This window comes from Aliidongia sp., from assembly GCF_035943795.1.
GTDB lineage: Bacteria > Pseudomonadota > Alphaproteobacteria > ATCC43930 > CGMCC-115725 > Aliidongia.
The window spans coordinates 15,258-35,371 of sequence record NZ_DASZBY010000105.1; the positions used below are offsets into that span (position 1 = coordinate 15,258).

The 20,114-nt window shown below is 66.8% G+C and carries 17 protein-coding genes; 9 read left to right on the forward strand and 8 right to left on the reverse strand.

Features of this window, described 5'->3' with window-relative positions:
* Positions 1–155 precede the first annotated feature (155 nt).
* Positions 156–1,241 carry a TAXI family TRAP transporter solute-binding subunit gene (locus tag VGV37_RS20435; RefSeq protein WP_326881600.1) on the forward strand — a complete coding sequence of 362 codons (1,086 nt, stop codon included), beginning with the start codon at positions 156–158 and terminating at the stop codon, positions 1,239–1,241.
* Between the two features lie 9 nt (positions 1,242–1,250).
* Here the strand turns inward: VGV37_RS20435 and VGV37_RS20440 are convergent, their stop codons facing one another.
* From VGV37_RS20440 to VGV37_RS20450, 3 genes are all read right to left on the reverse strand, one after another.
* Complete coding sequence (locus VGV37_RS20440) at positions 1,251–1,475, reverse strand: sulfurtransferase TusA family protein (protein ID WP_326881601.1); 225 nt, start codon at positions 1,473–1,475, stop codon at positions 1,251–1,253.
* Between the two features lie 37 nt (positions 1,476–1,512).
* Entirely contained in the window at positions 1,513–2,406 is an 894-nt protein-coding gene (locus tag VGV37_RS20445; protein WP_326881602.1) for an NAD(P)-dependent oxidoreductase, read from the reverse strand.
* 110 nt (positions 2,407–2,516) lie between these two features.
* Positions 2,517–3,440, reverse strand: coding sequence for a LysR substrate-binding domain-containing protein (locus VGV37_RS20450; protein WP_326881603.1), 924 nt, complete (start codon positions 3,438–3,440; stop codon positions 2,517–2,519).
* A 197-nt stretch (positions 3,441–3,637) separates the two neighbouring features.
* Between VGV37_RS20450 and VGV37_RS20455 the strand changes: the two genes are divergently transcribed.
* From VGV37_RS20455 to VGV37_RS20475, 5 genes are all read left to right on the forward strand, one after another.
* Positions 3,638–6,481, forward strand: coding sequence for a molybdopterin oxidoreductase family protein (locus VGV37_RS20455; RefSeq protein WP_326881604.1), 2,844 nt, complete (start codon positions 3,638–3,640; stop codon positions 6,479–6,481).
* A complete protein-coding gene (locus tag VGV37_RS20460; protein ID WP_326881605.1) occupies positions 6,478–7,218 on the forward strand; it encodes a 4Fe-4S dicluster domain-containing protein in 741 nt (246 codons plus the stop codon). Before VGV37_RS20455 ends, VGV37_RS20460 begins: the two co-directional genes overlap by 4 nt.
* A complete protein-coding gene (locus tag VGV37_RS20465) occupies positions 7,218–8,162 on the forward strand; it encodes a dimethyl sulfoxide reductase anchor subunit family protein (protein ID WP_326881606.1) in 945 nt (314 codons plus the stop codon). The genes VGV37_RS20460 and VGV37_RS20465 overlap by 1 nt, the downstream gene beginning before the upstream one ends.
* 959 nt (positions 8,163–9,121) lie before the next feature.
* Positions 9,122–10,186: a ParA family protein gene (locus VGV37_RS20470; RefSeq protein WP_326881607.1), complete on the forward strand. Its 1,065-nt coding sequence runs from the start codon at positions 9,122–9,124 to the stop codon at positions 10,184–10,186.
* A gap of 2 nt (positions 10,187–10,188) precedes the next feature.
* Positions 10,189–10,860: a hypothetical protein gene (locus VGV37_RS20475; protein WP_326881608.1), complete on the forward strand. Its 672-nt coding sequence runs from the start codon at positions 10,189–10,191 to the stop codon at positions 10,858–10,860.
* A gap of 234 nt (positions 10,861–11,094) precedes the next feature.
* Here VGV37_RS20475 and VGV37_RS20480 read toward each other — a convergent pair whose 3' ends face one another.
* The 3 genes from VGV37_RS20480 to VGV37_RS20490 form a co-directional block, all read right to left on the reverse strand.
* Positions 11,095–12,039, reverse strand: coding sequence for a protein phosphatase CheZ (locus VGV37_RS20480; protein ID WP_326881609.1), 945 nt, complete (start codon positions 12,037–12,039; stop codon positions 11,095–11,097).
* A 23-nt stretch (positions 12,040–12,062) separates the two neighbouring features.
* Positions 12,063–12,434: a response regulator gene (locus VGV37_RS20485; RefSeq protein WP_326881610.1), complete on the reverse strand. Its 372-nt coding sequence runs from the start codon at positions 12,432–12,434 to the stop codon at positions 12,063–12,065.
* Between the two features lie 76 nt (positions 12,435–12,510).
* Entirely contained in the window at positions 12,511–13,998 is a 1,488-nt protein-coding gene (locus VGV37_RS20490) for a PLP-dependent aminotransferase family protein (RefSeq protein WP_326881611.1), read from the reverse strand.
* Positions 13,999–14,170: 172 nt separating this feature from the next.
* Between VGV37_RS20490 and VGV37_RS20495 the strand changes: the two genes are divergently transcribed.
* A complete protein-coding gene (locus VGV37_RS20495) occupies positions 14,171–14,683 on the forward strand; it encodes a hypothetical protein (RefSeq protein WP_326881612.1) in 513 nt (170 codons plus the stop codon).
* 22 nt (positions 14,684–14,705) lie between these two features.
* On the opposite strand, the gene VGV37_RS20500 is transcribed toward VGV37_RS20495, so the two are convergent.
* Both VGV37_RS20500 and VGV37_RS20505 read right to left on the reverse strand, forming a co-directional pair.
* The gene (locus VGV37_RS20500) at positions 14,706–15,719 is read right to left on the reverse strand and encodes an alpha/beta hydrolase (protein WP_326881613.1); all 1,014 of its coding nucleotides are present in this window, start codon (positions 15,717–15,719) and stop codon (positions 14,706–14,708) included.
* Positions 15,716–17,101 (reverse strand): formimidoylglutamate deiminase, encoded by a 1,386-nt coding sequence (locus VGV37_RS20505; RefSeq protein WP_326881614.1) that lies wholly within the window; start codon positions 17,099–17,101, stop codon positions 15,716–15,718. Before VGV37_RS20505 ends, VGV37_RS20500 begins: the two co-directional genes overlap by 4 nt.
* A 53-nt stretch (positions 17,102–17,154) precedes the next feature.
* Between VGV37_RS20505 and hutI the strand changes: the two genes are divergently transcribed.
* Both hutI and VGV37_RS20515 read left to right on the forward strand, forming a co-directional pair.
* The gene (hutI, locus tag VGV37_RS20510; protein WP_326881615.1) at positions 17,155–18,387 is read left to right on the forward strand and encodes an imidazolonepropionase; all 1,233 of its coding nucleotides are present in this window, start codon (positions 17,155–17,157) and stop codon (positions 18,385–18,387) included.
* Between the two features lie 107 nt (positions 18,388–18,494).
* Positions 18,495–20,102, forward strand: a complete 1,608-nt coding sequence (locus VGV37_RS20515) for a CHAD domain-containing protein (protein WP_326881616.1) — start codon at positions 18,495–18,497, stop codon at positions 20,100–20,102.
* Positions 20,103–20,114: the final 12 nt, after the last annotated feature.

The following is a 20,114-nucleotide window of genomic DNA, read 5'->3' on the forward strand; positions in this document are numbered from 1 at the left end:
CGCACATCATACGGAATATAATGCATTGCAAGATCGTTCGCTTATCAACGAGGTCTTAGCCTTTTGGGTGCAGCCTCTCTAGGCTGTTGGCTGCAGTGGCCTCGAGCGCCCGCCCCCAGACGGCACGACACCTGATCTTGGCCCCGGAGCCGGCGATGAAGCATTCGCATCCCGAGTCGATTCTCCGCCCCGCGGCGGCGGTCGATCGACGTCGATTGCTCCGGTTGCTGGGCGGCGGTGCCGCGGCCTTCGCGCTTGGGCTGGGGCGCCGAGCGCTTGCCGCCAGCACCGACATCCGCTTTTTCCGCATCGGCACCGGCGCGCCGAGCGGCACCTATTTCCCCTTGGGCGGCGAGATCGCGAACGCCCTGTCCAACCCGCCGGGCTCGCGCGATTGCGCCAAGGGCGGCGCCTGCGGCGTGCCCGGTGTGATCGCCGTGGCCCAGGCGAGCCAGGGCTCCGTCGAAAACGTCGAGGCCGTCGTCAAGGGCCAGTTCGAATCGGCGCTGTGCCAGGCCGACGTCGCGAGCTGGGCCTATGCCGGCACCAACGGTTTCGCCAAGGACGGCGCGCAACCGGGCCTGCGCGCACTCGCCAACCTCTATTCGGAAAGCCTGCACATCGTCGTGCGCGCCGACGGGCCGATCCACACGCTGAAGGACCTCAAGGGCAAGCGGATCTCGCTGGGCGAGCCCGAGTCCGGCACGCTCGCCGATGCCCGGCTGGTCCTGGCCGGTGCAGGGCTCGGCGAGAAAGACCTGAAGGCGAGCACCATGAAGCTGACGCAGGCCGCGGCAGGCCTGGCCGCCGGGTCGATGGACGGCTTCTTCCAGATCGCCGGCTGGCCGGTGCCGGCCATCGCCGAACTGGCCCAGAACACGAAGCTGCGCCTGCTGCCCATCCCCCAAGACGTGGCCGACCGCCTGCGCAAGAAATGGGGCTTTCTGGCGCAGGACCGCATCCCGGGCGGCAGCTATGAAGGGATCGAGGAGGATGTCGACACTCTCGGCATCGGCGCCGAATGGATTACGACCGACAAGATCGAGACCGATTTCGCCTATCGTCTGGTCAAGGCGCTGTGGCACGAAAGCAGCCAGAAGCTGATCGAGAACGGCCATCCGATCGGCAAGCGCATCAAGCTGGCCAAGGCGATCGACGGGCTCGCCATTCCGCTGCATCCGGGCGCGGAGCAATTCTATCGCGAGGCCGGATTGCTGGTTCAGGCATCGCAAAGCCAGTAAGGAACGTCCTTACGCCCCGCGTCGGATCTCGATCCGCGCATGGTCGGCCAGGTGCTCGACCGCCACCAGTTCGCTGCCGGTCGTCGTGCAGAAATGCTCGAAGTCTTTCGGCGCACCCGGATCGGTCGTCAGCACGACCAGGATCTCGCCGGGCTCGACAGTCTTCAGGATCTTGCGCGCTTTCAGCACGGGCAGCGGGCAGATCAGCCCACGGGCATCGAGTTCGGTGATCATGCCCGGAACATGGCGCCGACCGCGGCCGGGGACAAGATCACCCGAGGGCCCGGGTCCGCTGCTCGATCGCCGTCAGCACGGCCACCATGTCGGCCGCCTCATGGCCGAGCGCCAGCGTTTCGCCGTAGAGCGCATGGCATACGTCGAGCAGCGGCGAAGCGATGCCGGCCGCGCGGGCCGCTTCCGCGACCAGCCGGTTGTTCTTCAGCACGTCCGGGATCGCGGCCTGGATGGCGAAGTCGCGCGCGACGAGCTTGGGCAGCTTGACGCGCGACACGTCGCTCGCCATCGGGCCGGCATTGAGCACGGCCACGAACTGATCCAGATCAAGGCCGTGGCGATCGGCGAAATGCACGGACTCCGCCAGGGCGGTCACCATCGGGATCAGGAACAGGTTGACGGACAGCTTCATGAGCAGCGCGTTCGGCACCGTGCCGCAGATGACGGTATCCCGGCACATAGGCGCCAGCAGGGGGCGGACCTCGGCAACGGCATCCGGCTCCCCGGCCAGCATGGCGACCAGCTGGCCGGCCTCGGCCGGCTTGCGCGATCCTGACACCGGCGCCTCGACATAGCGCCCGCCGGCCGCGCGGATGTCGGTCTCGAGGGCGCGCGAATAGGCCGGCGCGGTCGTGCCCATATGGACGATCGTGCGCCGCCCGGCGCGGGATGCGAAATCCGGTCCGCCACGGTCGAGCACGGCATCGATTGCGCCGTCGTCGGCCAGCATCAGGATGACGACGGCCGCGCGGGCGAAAACCTGGGCCGCGTCCGTCACGATCTCCGCGCCCGCCGCCGCCAGGCTCTCGGCCTTGACCGGCGAGCGGTTCCAGATCACGAGCGGCAGCCCGGCCTTGGCCAGGTTCAATGCCATCGGCTGCCCCATCGCGCCTAAGCCGATGAAGCCGATCGACCGTATGGTCTCGCCCAAGTTTTCCTCCACAAGTCGTCGCTCCAGCCGCCAGGATGGCGAAGATCGTGCGGTACGGCAAAAGAGAAGATTTCGTCGGCGGATGAAGGATCTTCACCTGCCGGGCACAGCTAGCCGGCGATGCGCTGCGGCTCTATTTCATCGGCCGCGAACGCCTCCGCCTCGCCGACCAGCCATCGCTTGAAGCCGAGCAGGTCGGGCCGGTGATCCGTCCCTTCCGAACTCACCAGCCAATAGGCGGTTTCGGCGACGATCGTCGGGCCGATTTCGACCAGCGCGCCGGTCGCGAGGTCCGGGTCGACCAGCGGCCGTCGACCGAGCGCCACGCCCAGCCCCATGCAAGCGGCGCCGAACGCGAGGTCGATCGTATCGAAGCGCAGGCCCCCAGCCGTGCCGATCCTCGCGGTGCCCGTGCGATCCTGCCAGGCCTGCCAGTCTTCGCTTGCCGGCGTGACATGGATCAGCGTCGCCCGGCGAAGATCGACGGCGCCGGCACCGTCGGTCAATCGATCGCGATAGGCCGGACTGCAGACCGGCACCAGCCGTTCGCCGAACAACCGGATCCAGGCCGCACCGGCAACCGGTGTCCGGCTCATGCGGACGGCGAAATCGAAGCCGTCGAGGGGAAACCCGACCTGCCGGCGCGAGGTGTCGATACGGACGCCGATCGTCGGCCACCGCTCGCTGAACCGATGCAGCCGCGGCAGCAGCCAGCGGGAGGCCAGCGTCGGCGCGCAGGTCACGGCGACGGTGCGTTTCGTCCGCGGGCCGCACAGGCGCTCGGTGCCGATCGCGATCAGGGACAGCGCCTCGGAAACATACGGCAGATAATCCTTGCCCTCAGGAGTCAGCGATAGGGTCCGGATCCCACGACTGAAGAGTTCGACGCCAAGTGCCTGTTCCAGGCCGACGATCCCGTGGCTGACCGCACTCGGCGTCACGCTCAATTCCGCAGCGGCGCGCTTGAAGCTGCCATGCCGCGCGGCCGCTTCGAAGAAACGAAGCGAGGAAAGCGGTGGAAGACGAAGCGGCATCGCACATCTCCTGCAGCGGCTTGAGCGACGGAGGTTCCGCGATGATGCTCCGTCAGCGTTCCGACCATAGCGGCGAAGCGTCTGACGGACATCGGGAATACGTTCGCCGTCCGCAGCATGTTTGACCGGGCGTGCCGTCCGGTCCATCATCGGGTCGGAAGAATTCGCGAACGCCTCGGGGGAAGCGCCAGCACCTGATGACACTCGAAACCGAGCCCGCCCAAGAAGCCCGGACCGTCACGACCACCTGCTACATGTGCGCCTGCCGCTGCGGCATCCGGGTGCATCTGCAAGGTGGCCAGATCCGTTACATCGACGGCAACCCCGACCATCCGGTCAACAAGGGCGTGCTGTGCGCCAAGGGCTCGGCCGGCATCATGCAGCATCTGTCGCCGGCCCGGCTGACGGCGCCGCTGAAGCGGGTCGGGCCGCGCGGCTCCGGCGAGTTCGTCACCATCTCGTGGGACGAGGCACTGGAGACCGTGACCGAACGGCTGCGCCACATCCGCGCGACCGACCCGAAGCGCCTGGCGCTCTATACCGGGCGCGACCAGTCCCAAGCCCTGACCGGCTGGTGGGCCAGCCAGTTCGGCACGCCCAACTATGCGGCCCATGGCGGCTTCTGCTCGGTCAACATGGCGGCCGCCGGACTCTATACCTTCGGCGGCTCGTTCTGGGAATTCGGCGAGCCGGACTGGGACCATTCCAACTATTTCCTGCTGTTCGGCGTGGCCGAGGACCATGGCTCCAACCCGCTCAAGATCGGGATGTCGCGGCTGAAGGCGCGCGGGGCCAAGATCGTATCGATCAACCCGATCCGCACCGGCTATTCCGCGATCGCCGACGAATGGCTGGGCATCCGACCGGGCACCGACGGGCTGCTGGTCGCGAGCCTGATCCGCGAGTTGCTGCGCGCCCAGAAAATCGACAAGGACGCGCTGACCCGGACGTCCAATGCCGCCTGGCTGTTGATCGACGATCCCGGCGCCCCGGACGACGGCCTGGTCGCGCGCGACGGAGAGGGCCATCCCCTGACGCTCGATGCCGCCGGCACGGTCGGCCGTGCTTTCGATCCCGCGCGCACGCCACTGCTGGGCGGCACCGCGACCCTGGCCGACGGCCGCCCCGCGGTGCCGGCGTTCCAACTGATGGCAGCCCGCTTCCTCGATGATCGATACGATCCCGAAACGGTCGGCCCGGAAACGGGAATCGACCCGGCGACCATCCGGCGCATTGCGGCCGAACTGGCCGAGGCGGCATTCAACTCCGCGCTCGAACTGCATATCCCCTGGACCGACTGGCAGGGCGTGCGGCATGAGACCATGGTGGGCCGTCCGGTCAGCATGCACGCCATGCGCGGCGTGTCGGCCCATTCCAACGGCTTCCACACCTGCCGGCTGATCCATCTGCTGCAGATGCTGCTGGGTACGATCGATGCACCGGGCGGCTTCCGCTACAAGCCGCCCTATCCGAAGCCGGCGCCGCCAGTGGTAAAGCCCGCCGGCAAGCCCGCCGGCGTGGTGCCGAACTGGCCGCTGAGCGGTCCGCCGCTGGGCTTTCCCACCGGTCCCGAGGATCTGCTGGTCGAGAAGGACGGCACGCCCTGCCGGCTGGACAAGGCGTTTTCCTGGGAGGCGCCGCTCGCGGCCCACGGCCTGATGCATCTGGTGATCCGCAACGCCTGGGCCGGCGATCCTTATCCGATCGATACGCTGTTCATGTTCATGGCCAACATGAGCTGGAACTCGTCGATGGCGGTCGGCGAGACGATGCGCATGCTGACCGACAAGGACGAGGCGACCGGCGAGCATCGCATCCCGTTCATCGTCTATTCCGACGCCTACGCTTCGGAAATGATCGCCTATGCCGACCTGGTGCTGCCCGACACCACCTATCTGGAGCGGCACGACTGCATCTCGCTGCTCGACCGGCCGATCTCGGACGCCGACGGCGCCGCCGATTCGATCCGCCGCCCCGTCGTGCCGATCGAACGCGAGGTGCGGCCGTTCCAGGACGTGCTGATCGAGATCGGCGCGCGCCTGGGCCTGCCCGGCCTGGTCAGGGACGACGGCAGCCCGCGCTATCCGGGTCTCTATCCCGACTACATCGTCAACCACGAGCGGGCGCCCGGCCAGGGCCTGCTCGCCGGCTGGCGCGGCAAGGATGCCGAATGCGAGGCGCTGGGCCCGCCCAACCCGCACCAGCTCGAAGCCTATATGGCGAACGGCTGTTTCTGGCGGACCGAAATTCCGGCGGAGGCGCGCTATTTCAAGCACGTCAACCGGGCCTATCTGGACTGGGCCGTCGGCATGGGCTTCCTCGCCCGGCCGGAACCGGTGATCCACCAACTCTACACCGAAAGCCTGCAGCGCTTCCGCCTGGCCGCCGCGGGCCACGGGCCGATCCAGCCGCCGGACGAGCATCGCCAACGGGTCGCGACCTATTTCGATCCCCTGCCCTTCTGGTACCCGCCGTTCGAGGCGGCGGAACTCGCCGCCGACAGCTTCCCGCTCCATGCGCTGACCCAGCGGCCGATGGCGATGTACCATTCCTGGGGGTCGCAGAATGCCTGGCTGCGCCAGATCCATGGCGAAAACCGGCTCTATGTCGCCCGTGCCTTGGCCGAGCGCCAGGGCATCGCCGACGATGACTGGGTGCGGCTGACCAGCCACCACGGCACGATCACCGCCCAGGCCCGGCTGATGGAGGGGGTCAACCCCGACACGGTCTGGACCTGGAACGCGATCGGCAAGCGGTCGGGCGCCTGGAACCTGGCACCGGACGCGCCGGAGGCGACGCGCGGCTTCCTGATGAACCACCTGATCAGCGACCTGCTGCCGCCCAAGGCCGGCGGGTATCGCTATGCCAACGCCGATCCGGTGACCGGCCAGGCCGCCTGGTACGACCTCAAGGTCCGGCTGGAAAAGGTCGATGCCCCCGACCGGATCCTGCCGACCCTGGGCGTGCCGCCCGGCCAACCCGTCCGGCCGAAACGGCTCAGCTATGGCGGCTGGTTCGCGAAAAAGAAGGTGCCCGCATGACCACGCTGCCGATCCCGGGGGCCGTGCGGCTGGGCCTGGTCATCGACCTCGACATCTGCGTCGGCTGTCACGCCTGCGCGGTCAATTGCAAGGAATGGAACACCGGCGGCATCGCCGGGCCGCTGACCGATTTCGATCCCTACGGCGCCAAGCCGGACGGGGTGTGGTTCAACCGCATCCACAGCTACGAGGTCGGCGACGGCCCCGCCGGCCAGACCGTGCATTTCCCGCGCTCGTGCCTGCATTGCGAGAATGCCGAGTGCGTCACCGTCTGTCCGACCGGCGCCTCGCTGAAACGGGTCGAGGACGGCATCGTGCTGATCGACGAGGACAAGTGTATCGGCTGCAAGCTGTGCTCCTGGGCCTGCCCCTACGGCGCGCGCGAGTTCGACGAGGATGTCGGCGTCATGCGCAAATGCACGCTGTGCGTCGACCGGATCTATGACGAGGCACGGCCCGAGGCCGAACGGGTGCCGGCCTGCGTCTCGACCTGTCCGGCCTCGGCACGGCATTTCGGCGACCTGGGCGATCCGGCGTCCGCCGTGTCGCAGATGGTGGCAGACCGCGCCGGCATGGCGCTGATGCCGGAGCTGGGCTATCGCCCGACCAACCGCTATCTGCCGCCGCGCGCCAAAGGCGGCGGTTGCTCATCGCATGGCAACGCGCCGGCGCTGGAACCCGCCGTGCCGGAAGGCACCGGCTTCCTCGGCTGGCTCGACCGGCTGCTGTCGCACTGATGCACCCCGCCCTTTCGGTCATCCTCTTCACCGTGGCGTCGGGCATCGGCTATGGCATGCTGATGCTGCTGGCCGTGCTGCTGCCGGCCGGCCTCGTGCCCGGCGACCGGCTGTTCGGCGCGGTCGCCCTGGGCCTGGCGCTGGCCGGCATCGGTGGCGGGTTGCTGGCCTCCACCGCCCATCTCGGCCGCCCGGAACGGGCCTGGCGCGCCTTTTCGCAATGGCGCAGCTCCTGGCTCAGCCGCGAGGGCATTCTGGCCGTGCTGAGCCTGCTGGCCATCGCCACGCTGGTCCTGGTCTGGCCGATCCTGGCCGCACCCCGCGGCTGCATCGATGCGACGGCGATCGTCGCCGGCCTGCTGTCCGCCGCGACCGTGGGCGCCACCGCGATGATCTATCGCTCCCTGAAACCAGTCGCGCGCTGGCACAATGGCTGGACCGTGCCGTGCTATCTGACGATCGCGCTGGCGTCGGGCGGGTTGTGGCTCGACTGGGCCGGGGCGGCGACCGGAGCGATCGATCCGGTGCCCCGCGGCGTCGTGCCGATGCTGGTGCTGCTGGCGGCGCTGGTGAAGACGCTCTATTGGCGCCATACCGACCGGGCGCCGGCGACGACGACGATCGGCACCGCGACCGGCCTGGGTGCGCTGGGCCAGGTCCGGCCGCTCGACCCGCCGCACACGGCCGAAAATTACGTCATGAAGGAAATGGGCTTCCGCATCGCCCGCAAGCACGCGGCCAAACTGCGCCGGATCGCGGGCGTGCTCGGCGTCGCGGTGCCGCTGGTGCTGATGGTGCTGGGATGGCTGTTGCCGGGCCTGGGTCTTGCGACCGCCCTCCTAGCCGCACCGATCGCCACGATCGGCGCGCTGGTCGAGCGCTGGCTGTTCTTCGCCGAGGCGAAGCATCTGGCGATGCTGTACTACCGGGCGGATGCCGCTTAGACGGCAGCGGCGGATGGATCTAGCCGGCGGCTGTCTACCCTTGTAGGTCATTCAGGATCGGTTTCGCCAATCCTGAAACCGGCCGTTCGCCGTACCGCCTTCCCGGCGACAATTGACCCGAAGGGGATGTTGAATGCTCTGCACTCACGATCACGTATTTTTGCTGCCATTGGCAGCGGAGGGCACATTTAGCAGATGAGAGCTCCACATTTTGTAACTATGCGATGTGAAGCATAAAATACATGCAACAAGAAAAATGTGTTCTAGACCGTAGAAATTTTCACGATCAAATCTGATGTAAGGTGCATATCTCACGCATAACACCAGTCCCAAGGTATTTGCAACAATGATTGATCTTTCATTCTTCATATGGCTTCCGCGCCATAGTTTTGTGAGAGAAAATAAATTGGCTAATACCGCAATGATGGATGCGATCATTTCAAGGCCTACAAGCATCAAACCCTCCTCCGACTGACGCTCTCCGATATCGAAACCTAACGAAACGGGTAGCCTTATACAGCCGAACGATGCACCAGGCGACCGGCTGCTTGTGGCGGTTATTCGCCATCCAGATGTGTTTCATCCCCAGGTTAGGAACGAGAAATCCCTCAGGCCGCCCATATCAGATCGAATGGACACCAGCCGGAATCGACCCATGTGCGTCATAGGTTCCTGTCTCGGATGAGGCGGGAAGCAGACGCTCGGTGCAGCTTGGCTACCGCAGCCCGTGATTAGACGCCCCCAACACGAATGGGATACTGAGGCCCCGGACCTCATTTGGAGGCCTATAACCAGCATCACCTAACCTGGTCCTTAGAGGTTCGGTCCGGAACCGCTATGGTCAACCAACTTGAAACCATGGGACCAAAGACAGCGCGGGCTCGCGCATAAATAGAGGCCCTTCTTGCATGCCACGGCACTTTTAGTTTAATTTCCCGGCAGCTCAGACGGGAAAAATTATGAAAAATATCGCAGTTTTTAATCATAAGGGCGGTGTCGCCAAGACGACGATGACCTTCCACCTTGGATGGATGCTCGCAGTCCTCGGGAAGCGCGTCATGGTGGTGGACTGTGACCCCCAATGCAATTTGACGGGCGTGTTTCTGGGCGAGATTGAAGGGGAAGATTATCCTTTCGAAAGCGAGTCGGCTCAGAAGCCCCTGAACATTCGGGACGCAGTTCGTCCGGCATTTGAATCGCGTCCATACATGATCGAACCGGTGGGTATATTTGAATCGCCGAAACAGCCCGGACTGTTCCTCCTCCCCGGACACGTGGGCTTGTCGGAGTACGAAAGCCAGCTTGCGGTGTCACACGAGCTGAGCAACACGTTGTCTGCTCTTCAAAACATTCCGGGTGCGCTTCACCACGCCATCACCATAACGGCGGCGAAAAACAAGATCGACTTCGTGCTGATCGACATGAGCCCAAGTCTCGGCGCGATTAATCAAAACCTGTTAATGACGAGCGACGCGTTCATCATACCGATGGCCCCGGATCTTTTCTCGGCAATGGCGCTCCGCTCGCTGGCGAAGACTCTGCCTAAATGGGCCGAATGGGGTAAGAAGGCAGCCAGTAACGCGACTCTGAAATCGGCTGACTACCCATTTCCGGATGTCACGCCTAAATACCTCGGCTCCACGGTTAACAATTTTCGTAAAAGGGCGCGGAATAATGAGGAGGCGAAGCCTACCGTCGCATTTCAAAGATGGTTCGACAGGCTGGCGGAAGCTCGCGCGACCGACCTAATCACTGCGCTGGACGCATCGCATATGCTGCTGCCGCGGCAATCATATGAAGCGGCCGGGGCTGATCTGAATAAGTTTCTAATGGAGATCGGGTCGCTCGATGGCCTGATCGCCACGGCGCAAGAGTTGGCGAAACCAGTATTTGCGATCGATCTAAACATGGACACCGATTTCCGCGGCACCGTGGGAGAAACCTACCAAATAAAAATCAATGACGTTCGCCAAGGCTTCAGGCTCGGGGCCAAGCGAGTGATCGCCCTTACGGACACATTCTGACCATGGCACGTTTCGATGATGCGGTAGCGACGTTTCAGCACGCTATCGAGCGCGCCCGTCAGATGGTCGTCTTATATGACGCTCTCTCGTCGCTGCGTCCACGGGAACCCGCCAACGATGACGCGCTAAGATCGGCCTACTTTCAGACCGTCAGCTCATTTGACTTCTTTGCCCATGAACTGGCGGCAATCGAGGCGCGGCATCGCTTCGAGAATGGAGTTAGGACCAGGAATATCTCGCTTCCAATGGAGATCATGGGAATACAGGACGCTCCGGCGAGAATTAGTGCTGCTGAGGCGAACCTTAGAGCAGCAAATGCGTTCAAAGCATTTGTTGATCCGGGAAAACTCGCAGAAATGTTGTCCTGCTATTGTATTGATCCGTGGAAAAAAATATGCGAAGCGATGAACCAGGATGTCGCCACTGGAAATGGGAGGACAACAGAACAAGTAAAAGGGCAGCTCAGGAGTGTATGGAAACGACGAAACAAAATCGCTCATGAAGCCGACGTTAATCCGACGCTTGCAGGCATCAGTCTTTGGCCAATTGACAAATCAGATACCGAGCTGACGATTAGTTTTATTCTTTCTGTGGGTGAACACCTTCCGGCGGTCATTTCGATAGAGCTTCCGGCTGGGGCAGACGCCGACGTTGATGATGCTCTTGCTGTCTGAGCCATCCGAACGTCAGTTCTGGTGTCTCGATGGTGGAAAGCAGACAAACGTTCTCGGCCAACCCCTGCCTTAAACCGAATGTCCGATTTCGACGCATCTCTTCCTGAAAGCGGGCCAGACCGCAGTCCACCCTCCCCAGCCATCGCCATACGCCCCAACTCGCGGGACCCCAAACAAAAAAGCCGTATCCGACCAGGATCGGATACGGCTTTTGAAATTGGCCTCGAATCGCCCTTACGGGAACAGGCTATCGATCGAAGACTGATCGAGCGCCGCGCCCGCGTCGGGTACTTCGGCGACCGGCTCCTTGGCCTTCTTCTCGGCCTTCTTCTCCGGCGGCTTTTCGGCCGGCTTCGGCTTTTCGACCGGGGCGGCTGCCACCGGTTTCGGCGGTTCGGGTTCGGCGGCGGCCGCCGCCCATTCGTCTTCGACGGACGGCGTGTTGAAGCCGCCGGCCAGCAGGTTGTCGACCTCGCTCTGGTCGACGCCGCCCGACAGCGCCGGGCCGTGCATCAGGTGGGCATCGGGCCGCGTGTCGCGTTCCGCGGTCTCGACGTCGTCGCCCTTGACGCCGTCCAGGCCCCAGATGCGGATCATCGCATCGACGCGTTCTTCGAGGTAGCGGAGCGTGGAGACGACCTTGGAGATGCGCTGGCCGGTGATGTCCTGGAAACCGCAGGCCATCAGGATGTTGGTCGCCTCGATGTCGAGCTGGTCGGCCTCGTCGGCCATCCCCTCGCCCTTCTTGACGCGCTGGGCCAGTTCCATGATGCGCTCGGCACCATTGAGGATATCGGACGTCGCCCGCTCCGTCGCGTGCACGATCGCGTCCAGTTCCTCGGTCGCGAGATTGATGCGCCGGGTACTGCCAGCACCGTTCTCGTCGGCGGGCTTCATCGCCGAGATCTCGGTCTTGGCTCGACGGATCGATGCCGCCATCTCGATCAATTCGCGCCGCAGCACTTCGAGATGGACGTCCTCCGCCGACCGGACCTGGGACTTCTCGATCCATTGCCGGATCGACCGCAGACCCGCGTGATATTCGTCGATCGCCAGGACAGCCCCCCGCTTGTCCCGCATTCGCAGGAAGGCGCGTCCGGCTTCTGAGGACAACAGCGCGTCCTCGATGGCAATATACTGCTCGCCGGCCAGGTCCTTGGGGACCTTGAGACCTGACATGTTCATTACCCCCGGGACTGAGATCACAGCACCGACGCGATCTTGGTCTTCAACGTCTCGGCGTTGAAGGGCTTCACGATGTAGTTGCTGACGCCGGCGGCCTTGGCGGCCACGACGTTCTCGGTCTTGGACTCGGCGGTCACCATGATGAACGGCGTCCCCTTGAGCGCGCTGTCCGCCCGCACGAGCTTCAACAGCTCGAGACCCGACATGGGCTCCATGTTCCAATCCGAGATGACCAGGCCGAACTTGTGGCCGCGCATCTTGTCATAGGCCGAAGCGCCGTTGTCGGCCTCTTCGATGTTGGTAAACCCGATCTGGTTGAGCAGGTTTTTGATGATGCGGCGCATGGTGCTGTAGTCGTCAACGACCAGCACCGGCACACTCGTATCCATCCGAACGTCCTCTTTGTGGGAAACCGCATGCGGCAAAAAGCACAGCCACCATAAGAAAGACGCGGTTAAGAAGGCGTTAGTTTTCCAGCAGTCGCGCAAGACGATCGACGGCGCCGCGAATTTCTGCCGGACGCGCCGCGGCGAAGCCCATGATGAAGCCCGGTCGCGCAGGGCCGCGAAAGGATGTCGACAGCGGCCGCAGCTCGATGCCCAGCCGGCGCGCGGCGGCCGCGATCGCGACGTCGTCGGCGCCCGCCGGCAGATAGGCGCAGGCATGCATGCCGCCGTCGGTCGGCCCGAGCGTCAATCGCCCGGCCAGGCCGGCCACCGCATCGACCAGCGCCTGCCGCCGTTCCTCGTACACGGTCCGCATGTGCCGCAGGTGGGTGCCCAGATGCCCCTCGCCGATGAAATCGGCCAGCGCCGCCTGGGGCAGGGTCGAGGTGTGGCCGTCCATCAGCACGCGCGCCGCCACGAACCGTTCGGCCAGCTCGGGCGGCGCCACCAGGTAGGCCAGGCGCAGGCCCGGAAACATCAGCTTGTTGAACGTGCCGACATAGACGACCCGACCGGCCTCGTCCAAGCCCTGGAGCGCCGCCAGCGGCCGGCCGACGTAGCGGAATTCGCTGTCGTAGTCGTCTTCGATGATGAAGGCGCCGGTGCGCGCGGCCCAGGCCAGCAGTTGCAGCCGGCGCGACAGGCTCATGGCGACGCCGGTCGGGAATTGATGGGATGGCGAGACATAGACGAGCCGGGCGTCGGGTGCCAGGCGGATGCCGGCGGCCACGTCGATGCCCTCGCCATCGACCGGCACCGGCACGACCTGGGCACCGGAGGCGACGAAGGCGGCGGCGGCGGCCCGATAGCCCGGCTCCTCGTGCCAGACCGTGTCGCCGGGATCGGTCAGGAGCCGGCAGGCAAGATCGATCGCCTGCTGACTCGAGGTCAGGACCACGACCTGGTCCGGCTGGCAGGCGACCGCGCGGGTCGAGCCGACATAGGCGGCGATCGCCTCACGCAGCGGCCGGAACCCGGCGCGGTCGCCGGCGCCCAGATGATCGGGCCCGGGCGCGCGGGCGGCCCGCGCCAGCAGCCGGGCCCAGAGTTGGCGCGGAAACAGGTCGAGTGCCGGCACCGACGGCAGGAAAGCCCGGCCGGCCAGCGGTCCTTCCCCGCCATAGGGCTGCGCCATCAACTCGCCGCGCTTCGACAGGCCGGTCGTGGCCGGCCTCGCCGATCCGGCGCGCGGCGCGTAGGCGGGTGCCAGCTCGCGCTCCGGCAGGTCGACACTGACGAAGCTGCCGCTGCCGTGGCGACGCTCGATGAAGCCCTCGGCCTCGAGCTGGTCGTAGACCGCCTCGACCGTGTTGCGCGACAGGCCGGCGTCCTCGGCCAGGCGCCGGCTCGCCGGCAGGGCGCCGCCGGGCATCAGCGCGCCGTCGAGGATGGCCTTGCGCAACCGGGCGTGCAGTCGCGCCAGCAGCGAGGCACCGTCGCCAGAGCGGCCGGAAGCATCGAAACCGTCCAGCAACGGCACGGGCAAACCGCGCGATCGTCGTGCCATGGAACCTCGAAAGTGGCTGGCCACGACGGAAACGAACGCGCCGCGGCACAACCACTATGATCGAGCCGCCCGGCCGGGTGAAGTGCCGCCTGCGCTTGAGGCGATGCGCCCCATGCATGTCGCGGAAAAAAGGCTTAGGGTGCTCCGCGACATCGGAGGCGGGGCGAGCGGTTTGGACGAACGAGCGGCACATTCGACGGATCGGCGCGGCACATCCCGCACGGTCGCCATCCTGGCGGGCCTGTCGCTGGCACTCAATCTGCTGGCCGGGGGCGCCTATCTCGGATCCAGCTATCTGGCGATCCACCAGGCCAAGCCCAATTTCATCGATCGGCGCTTTGCAGATCTCGGCGCCAAATTGGGCGTCGATGCCGGCACCGACCCCGGCATAGTGGCGCTCCATCGGGCGGTCAAGGTCGCGATCGAGGTTCGCCACATCCGCAGCCAGCCGCTGGTCGACGACATCCTGGCCGAATTCGCCAAGCCCGCCCCCGATGCCGGGCGCATCCGGTCGCTGCAGGACGCGGTCATCGGCCTCCGGCGGACCTCGGGCGATGAAGTGCTGTCCGCCCTGATCGCGTTCCTCGGCCAAGCGACGCCGAAGGAGCGGGCCGACCTCATCGCCCTGCTGCGCGACAAGAAGGAGCCGGACACCATGCCGCTCCACTTCGGACTGATCCCCTGAGCATTGCCGCCGGCCGCCGAGCTCAGCCCGCCGTCCGCGCAACGAGACGCGCCAACGCCGCGCATACCGCCTCGGGCTGGGTATGGTGCAGCATGTGGCCGACGCCAGGCAGGACCTGGAAACCCGCGTTCGGCACCGCGCGCGCCAGGCGAAAGGCATGGGCCGCGGGATCGACGACCTTGTCGGCCCCGCCGGTCAGGATCTCGACCGGGATCGCAATCTGCTTGTAGTGCGGCCGCAGCCTGGCGACGTCGGCGTTGAGCGCCGCCAGATCCTCGGCATTGGCGCGCAGCTGCGAGGGGCGCAGCGCCAGTTCGACCGGGAAGCTGGCGAAGCTCGCCGGCACCGGTTCCGGGGCGAACAATTGGGCGATGATCTCGCGCGCCAGGCCGGCCGCGAGCGCCGGCGCCAAGGCGCGGCTCATCAGGCTGCCGATGACGGGTGCCGCGGGTAGCCCGGCGATCCACAGCGTGGCCTCGCGCGCCGGATGGCTCCAGCCCGCCAGCACCAGCAGGCCGGCGACATCGAGGGGAAATTCCCGGGCATAGGCCAGCGCCAGCGCCCCGCCCCAGGAATGGCCGATCAGGATCGGCCGCTCGACGCCGAGTTGCGCCAGCGCCCGATGCAGCAGGCGTGCCTGCGCCTCCGGGCCGGCCAGATCCGGCCGCGGCCGGTCGCTATGGCCATAGCCCGGCCGGTCGATCGCGATCATTCGGCAGGTGGCGCCGACCATCGGGGCGAAGCGGCTGGTCAGCAGGTCCTCGACCATGCCGCCGGCGCCATGGACGAACACGACGGGGCGTCCCGCCCCCTGCTCGATCCAATGCAGCCGGACGCCGTCGACCTCGATGAACCGGCCGCCGGGTGGATGCGCTGCCTCGACCCGGCGCGCCTCGGCCTCCTCGTCCGGCCAGAGCGACGCGAAGAGGGCGCCGGGATCCGGCAATTGCAAGCCGCGGGCGAACTCAGCCATCTTGCGCGCTCCCTCCTCCGCCGCTGCCTTGATCGCGTCGAGCGGACCGGCCTCGTCGGTCACAACAGGCGGTCCAGCACGGCACGATAAGCCGAAGCCACCTCAGCCTCGTCATCGTGCCGACCGTTGCGCACCCGCCAGCGGCCGCCGACCAGCACGTGGCGGATCAGCGGGACGTTGCCGGCGAAGACCAGCGCGTCGACCAGCCGGTCGCCGCTGCGGCCGTAGAGCAGCGGATGGTCGCCGTCCAGCACCAGCAGGTCGGCGCGATGGCCGGGCCTGAGCGCCCCGAGGCGCCGGCCGGACGCCGCTGCACCGCCCTCGAGCGCCCGCGACCAGAGGGCGGCCCCGGTAGACTGACCCGGCACGGCCGCGACGTTGCGTCGAAGCGTGCTGAGCCGCCGGCCGTATTCGAGCCAGCGCAGTTCCTCGATCGGGCTGATCGAGACATGGCTGTCGGAGCCGATGCCCCAGGTCCCGCCCGACGCCTGGAACGCTTCGAGCGGGAACAGCCCGTCGCCCAGGTTCGCCTCGGTCGTCGGGCACAGGCCGGCGACGGCGCCGCTGCCCGCCAACCGGTGCATCTCGCGCTCGGACAGGTGGGTCGCGTGGACCAGGCACCAGTGGCGATCGACCGGGGCGTGGTCGAGCAGCCATTCGACCGGGCGCGCACCGCTCCAGGCAAGGCAATCCTCGACCTCGCGCACCTGTTCGGCGACATGAATATGCACCGGCGCGGTCGGGTCGATCGCGCCCAGGCCGGCCAGCATTTCGGCGAGCGCCTCGGGCGGTACGGCGCGGAGCGAATGGGGGGCGACGCCGACCCGGAACTGGCCGTCGCCCGCCGTCTCCTCGGCCAAGCCCGCGACCAGGGACAGGAACCGCTCGACCGTCAGCACGAAGCGCCGCTGCCCCTCGTTCGGTGCCGCGCCGCCGAAGCCGCCGGTCTGGTAGAGCACCGGCAGCATGGTCAGGCCGATGCCGGTGCGCCGGGCAGCCGCGACAACCGCATGCGACAGGGCGGCCGGATCGGCATAGGGCCGGCCGTCGGGCGCATTGTGCAGATAATGGAATTCCGCGACGGCGGTATAGCCCGCCTTCAGCATCTCGATCTGCAACTGAGCGGCGATCGCCTCGAGATCGGCGGGACCCAGCGCGCCGGCGAAGCGGTACATCACCTGACGCCAGTTCCAGAAGCTGCCGGGATCGCGCTCGGCCGCCTCGGCCAGCCCGGCCATGGCGCGCTGGAACGCGTGGCTGTGCAGGTTCGGCATGCCGGGCAGCACCGGCCCGTCCAACCGCTCGGCCGCGACCGCCGGCGCCGAGGCCGGATCGACGTCGGCCTCGACACTCGTCAGATTGCCCGACGCGTCGTCGACCGTCAGCAGCACGTCGTCGCGCCAGCCATCCGGCAGCAGGGCAGTTTTGGCAAACAGCACGGTCATCGCCCCGGTTTCTCCGATATGATGCGCCGGTGGAGCCTATTCCGGAGACGAGGGTGACGGCAATCTGGGACAGCTTGTGGATCGACATCGACCTCGCGACCCTGCAACCAGGCGCGCCCTATGGCGCGATCCGCGACGGCGCGCTCGCGGTCCTGGACGGCAGGATCGCCTGGGTCGGCCCGCGCACGGACCTGCCCGGCGCGCCGGCACGGCTCGCGACCCAGGTGATCGAGGGCGGCCGCCGCTGGATGACGCCCGGCCTGATCGATTGCCACACCCACATCCTGTTCGGCGGCGAGCGCTCGCGGGAATTCGAACTGCGGCTGGAAGGCGCCAGCTACGAGGAACTGGCGCGCGCCGGCGGCGGTATCGTCTCGACCGTGGCCGCGACGCGGGCCGCCAGCGAGGACGACCTGGTGGCGGGCGCCACGCGCCGGCTGAAGCCGTTCCTGGCCGAAGGCGTCACCACGGTCGAGGTGAAATCCGGATATGGCCTGGATCTGGCGAGCGAACTCAAGATGCTGCGCGCCGCTCGCCGGCTGGCGGAGCACCTGCCCGTCCAAGTCCGCACCAGCTTCCTCGGCGCCCATGCGGTGCCGCCGGAATTCAAGGGCCGGCAGGCCGACTATGTGGACCTGATCTGCGACGAGATGCTGCCGGCGATCGCCCGGTCCGGTCTCGCCGACGCCGTCGACGGTTTCTGCGAGAACATCGCCTTCGGTCCCGCCGAAATGGAGCGGATCTTCGCGACCGCGACGACGCTCGGCCTGCGGGTCAAGCTCCATGCCGAGCAATTGTCCGACCTGGGGGGTGCCGCGCTCGCCGCCCGGTTCGGAGCGCTGTCGGCCGATCATCTGGAATGTCTCGGCCAGGACGGCATCGCCGCCATGGCTGCGGCTGGAACGGTTGCCGTACTGTTGCCCGGCGCCAATTATTTCCTGGCCGAGACCCGCCGACCGCCGATCGCGGCCCTGCGCCGGGCCGGCGTGTCCATGGCGATCGCGTCCAACTGCAACCCCGGCTCCGCCCCCGTCCTGTCGCTGCTGCTGATGCTGTCCATGGCCTGCACCTTGTTCCGCCTGACACCGGAGGAAGCGCTGGCCGGTGTCACCCGCGAGGCGGCCCGCGCGCTGGGCTTGGCCGACCGCGGCATACTGGCGCCCGGCCGGCGCGCGGACCTGGCGCTGTGGGACATCGAAAGCCCTGGCGAGCTTGCCTATTGGATAGGCGGCAACCCGTGCGCGGCCGTCGTCCACGGCGGAAAGCTGGTGAAATCGTTTTCATGAGGCCAGTTCCCTATGGAACTGGCATAGATCGTCGGCTTGCGTCGATCATCGACGGAAGCCATTCGGAAATATGACAGTTTCATGAAAAACCCCTATCCGGCGCGCCCATGACGATCGAGGAAACCGCCGTCGCATCGGAAGAGGTCGAGGCCCCTCCGCCGACTTCGGCGGCGCCACCGCCGCTTCGTCTGCTGCTGGATCTCGATGCCGCGGCAGCCGATCGGGTGGCGAAGACGGCGCTGGTCACCGCCCACGCACAGAAGCGGCCGGTCGTCCGCCGGATGCGCCAGGTATTCTGGGACACACCGGGCCTGACCATCGGTCGTCAGGGCATCGGCTTCGCCATCGAAACGACCGGGCGGCGCAAGCATCAGCTGCTGCGTCCGATCGGAACGGCACCGACCGGCGGACGGATCCTGGCCCCCGTCGCGGTACCGCTGGAAGGCGACCGGCTCGACCCGGCACGGCTGGCCTTTCTCCCGGGCATCGATGTCGGCCAGGTCACGCGCCTGTTGCCGGGCGATCTCGTCCCGGTCCTGGCGCTCGACCTGCATCGCACGGTCTGGCAGATCCACTGGGGCGAAACCAGGATGAGCCTGGTGCTGGAACGTACCGCGATCGAGGCTACCGCGGGGCGCCTGGCGCCCTGTCAGCTCGAACTGATGCTCCAGGCCGGCCCGGCGCAAGGGCTCTACGAATTTGCCGCCAAGCTCCACCACGGCCTGCCGTTCCAGCTCGCGACGCACGACGCCGTTCAGCAAGCCTATCGCCTGGTCTCGGGCGAGGATTGGTGGCCGGTCGAAGCCGGTGCCGTGCCGGTGCTGGACGCCGGCATGACCGTCGAGCAGGGCGTGCTGGCGATCGGCAAGACCGCGGTCTCGGATCTGCGCGTCGAGATCGCCAGCCTCGACGCCGCCATGACGGAAGACCAGATCCATCGCGCGCGTGTCGCCCTGCGGCGCCTGCGCTCGGTGCTGTCGGTGTTCCGCAAGGCCCTGCCCGATGCGGCCCGCCGCGCGCTGTCACAGGACCTGGCGGCTTTGGCGACGGCGCTGGGCCATGCCCGCGAATGGGACGTGTTCGTGGCGGACACGCTGACACCGCTGGTGGCGGCGCTGGGCGAGGAGCCCCGCCTGAAGAGCCTGGGCTTCACCGCTGCGGTCCTGCGCGAGCGGGCGGCGGCCGACGCGCGGGCCGCAGTCCTGGCGAGCGATTTCATGGGCCTGTCCCTGCGTCTGGCCGCGTGGTTCGACGCCGGCATCTGGCCCGAACCGCCCGAAGCCGAGGCCGCGGGCCTGCTGGCAGAACCGCTCGGCCGCTCCGCGCTGGCGCATTTGGGCAAGGGCCACAAGCGCTTCCTGGCCGCAGGCAGCCATCTGTCCGGTGCTGCGGCCGGCGAGTTGCACGGCCTGCGCATCGATGCCAAGCGACTGCGCTACATCACGGAATTCTTCCGCCCGCTGTTCCCGGGCAAGGCTTCGCGCCGCTACATCGCGGCGCTGCGCGACATCCAGGACATCCTCGGCACGCTCAACGACGCGGTCGTGGCCCGCAGCCTGGTCGCGAAGCTCGCGGCCCAGGACGACAAGCATGGCGCGCGCACGGCCGGCCTGGTCGCGGGCTGGAGCGCCGCAGAAGCGGAGACCGCCCGCAAGCGCTTCGCCCTGGTCTGGCGCCAATTCACCAAGACACCCCGGTTCTGGAAGGACCGTTGACCGGCGTTTCGG

Excerpts from the sequence above, each read along its gene's own strand:
- VGV37_RS20435 (WP_326881600.1), top strand. The coding sequence starts at position 156 with ATGAAGCATTCGCATCCCGAGTCGATTCTCCGCCCCGCGGCGGCGGTC.
- VGV37_RS20440 (WP_326881601.1), bottom strand. The coding sequence starts at position 1,475 with ATGATCACCGAACTCGATGCCCGTGGGCTGATCTGCCCGCTGCCCGTG.
- VGV37_RS20450 (WP_326881603.1), bottom strand. The coding sequence starts at position 3,440 with ATGCCGCTTCGTCTTCCACCGCTTTCCTCGCTTCGTTTCTTCGAAGCG.
- VGV37_RS20455 (WP_326881604.1), top strand. The coding sequence starts at position 3,638 with ATGACACTCGAAACCGAGCCCGCCCAAGAAGCCCGGACCGTCACGACC.
- VGV37_RS20460 (WP_326881605.1), top strand. The coding sequence starts at position 6,478 with ATGACCACGCTGCCGATCCCGGGGGCCGTGCGGCTGGGCCTGGTCATC.
- VGV37_RS20465 (WP_326881606.1), top strand. The coding sequence starts at position 7,218 with ATGCACCCCGCCCTTTCGGTCATCCTCTTCACCGTGGCGTCGGGCATC.
- VGV37_RS20470 (WP_326881607.1), top strand. The coding sequence starts at position 9,122 with ATGAAAAATATCGCAGTTTTTAATCATAAGGGCGGTGTCGCCAAGACG.
- VGV37_RS20475 (WP_326881608.1), top strand. The coding sequence starts at position 10,189 with ATGGCACGTTTCGATGATGCGGTAGCGACGTTTCAGCACGCTATCGAG.
- VGV37_RS20480 (WP_326881609.1), bottom strand. The coding sequence starts at position 12,039 with ATGTCAGGTCTCAAGGTCCCCAAGGACCTGGCCGGCGAGCAGTATATT.
- VGV37_RS20485 (WP_326881610.1), bottom strand. The coding sequence starts at position 12,434 with ATGGATACGAGTGTGCCGGTGCTGGTCGTTGACGACTACAGCACCATG.
- VGV37_RS20490 (WP_326881611.1), bottom strand. The coding sequence starts at position 13,998 with ATGGCACGACGATCGCGCGGTTTGCCCGTGCCGTTGCTGGACGGTTTC.
- VGV37_RS20505 (WP_326881614.1), bottom strand. The coding sequence starts at position 17,101 with ATGACCGTGCTGTTTGCCAAAACTGCCCTGCTGCCGGATGGCTGGCGC.
- VGV37_RS20515 (WP_326881616.1), top strand. The coding sequence starts at position 18,495 with ATGACGATCGAGGAAACCGCCGTCGCATCGGAAGAGGTCGAGGCCCCT.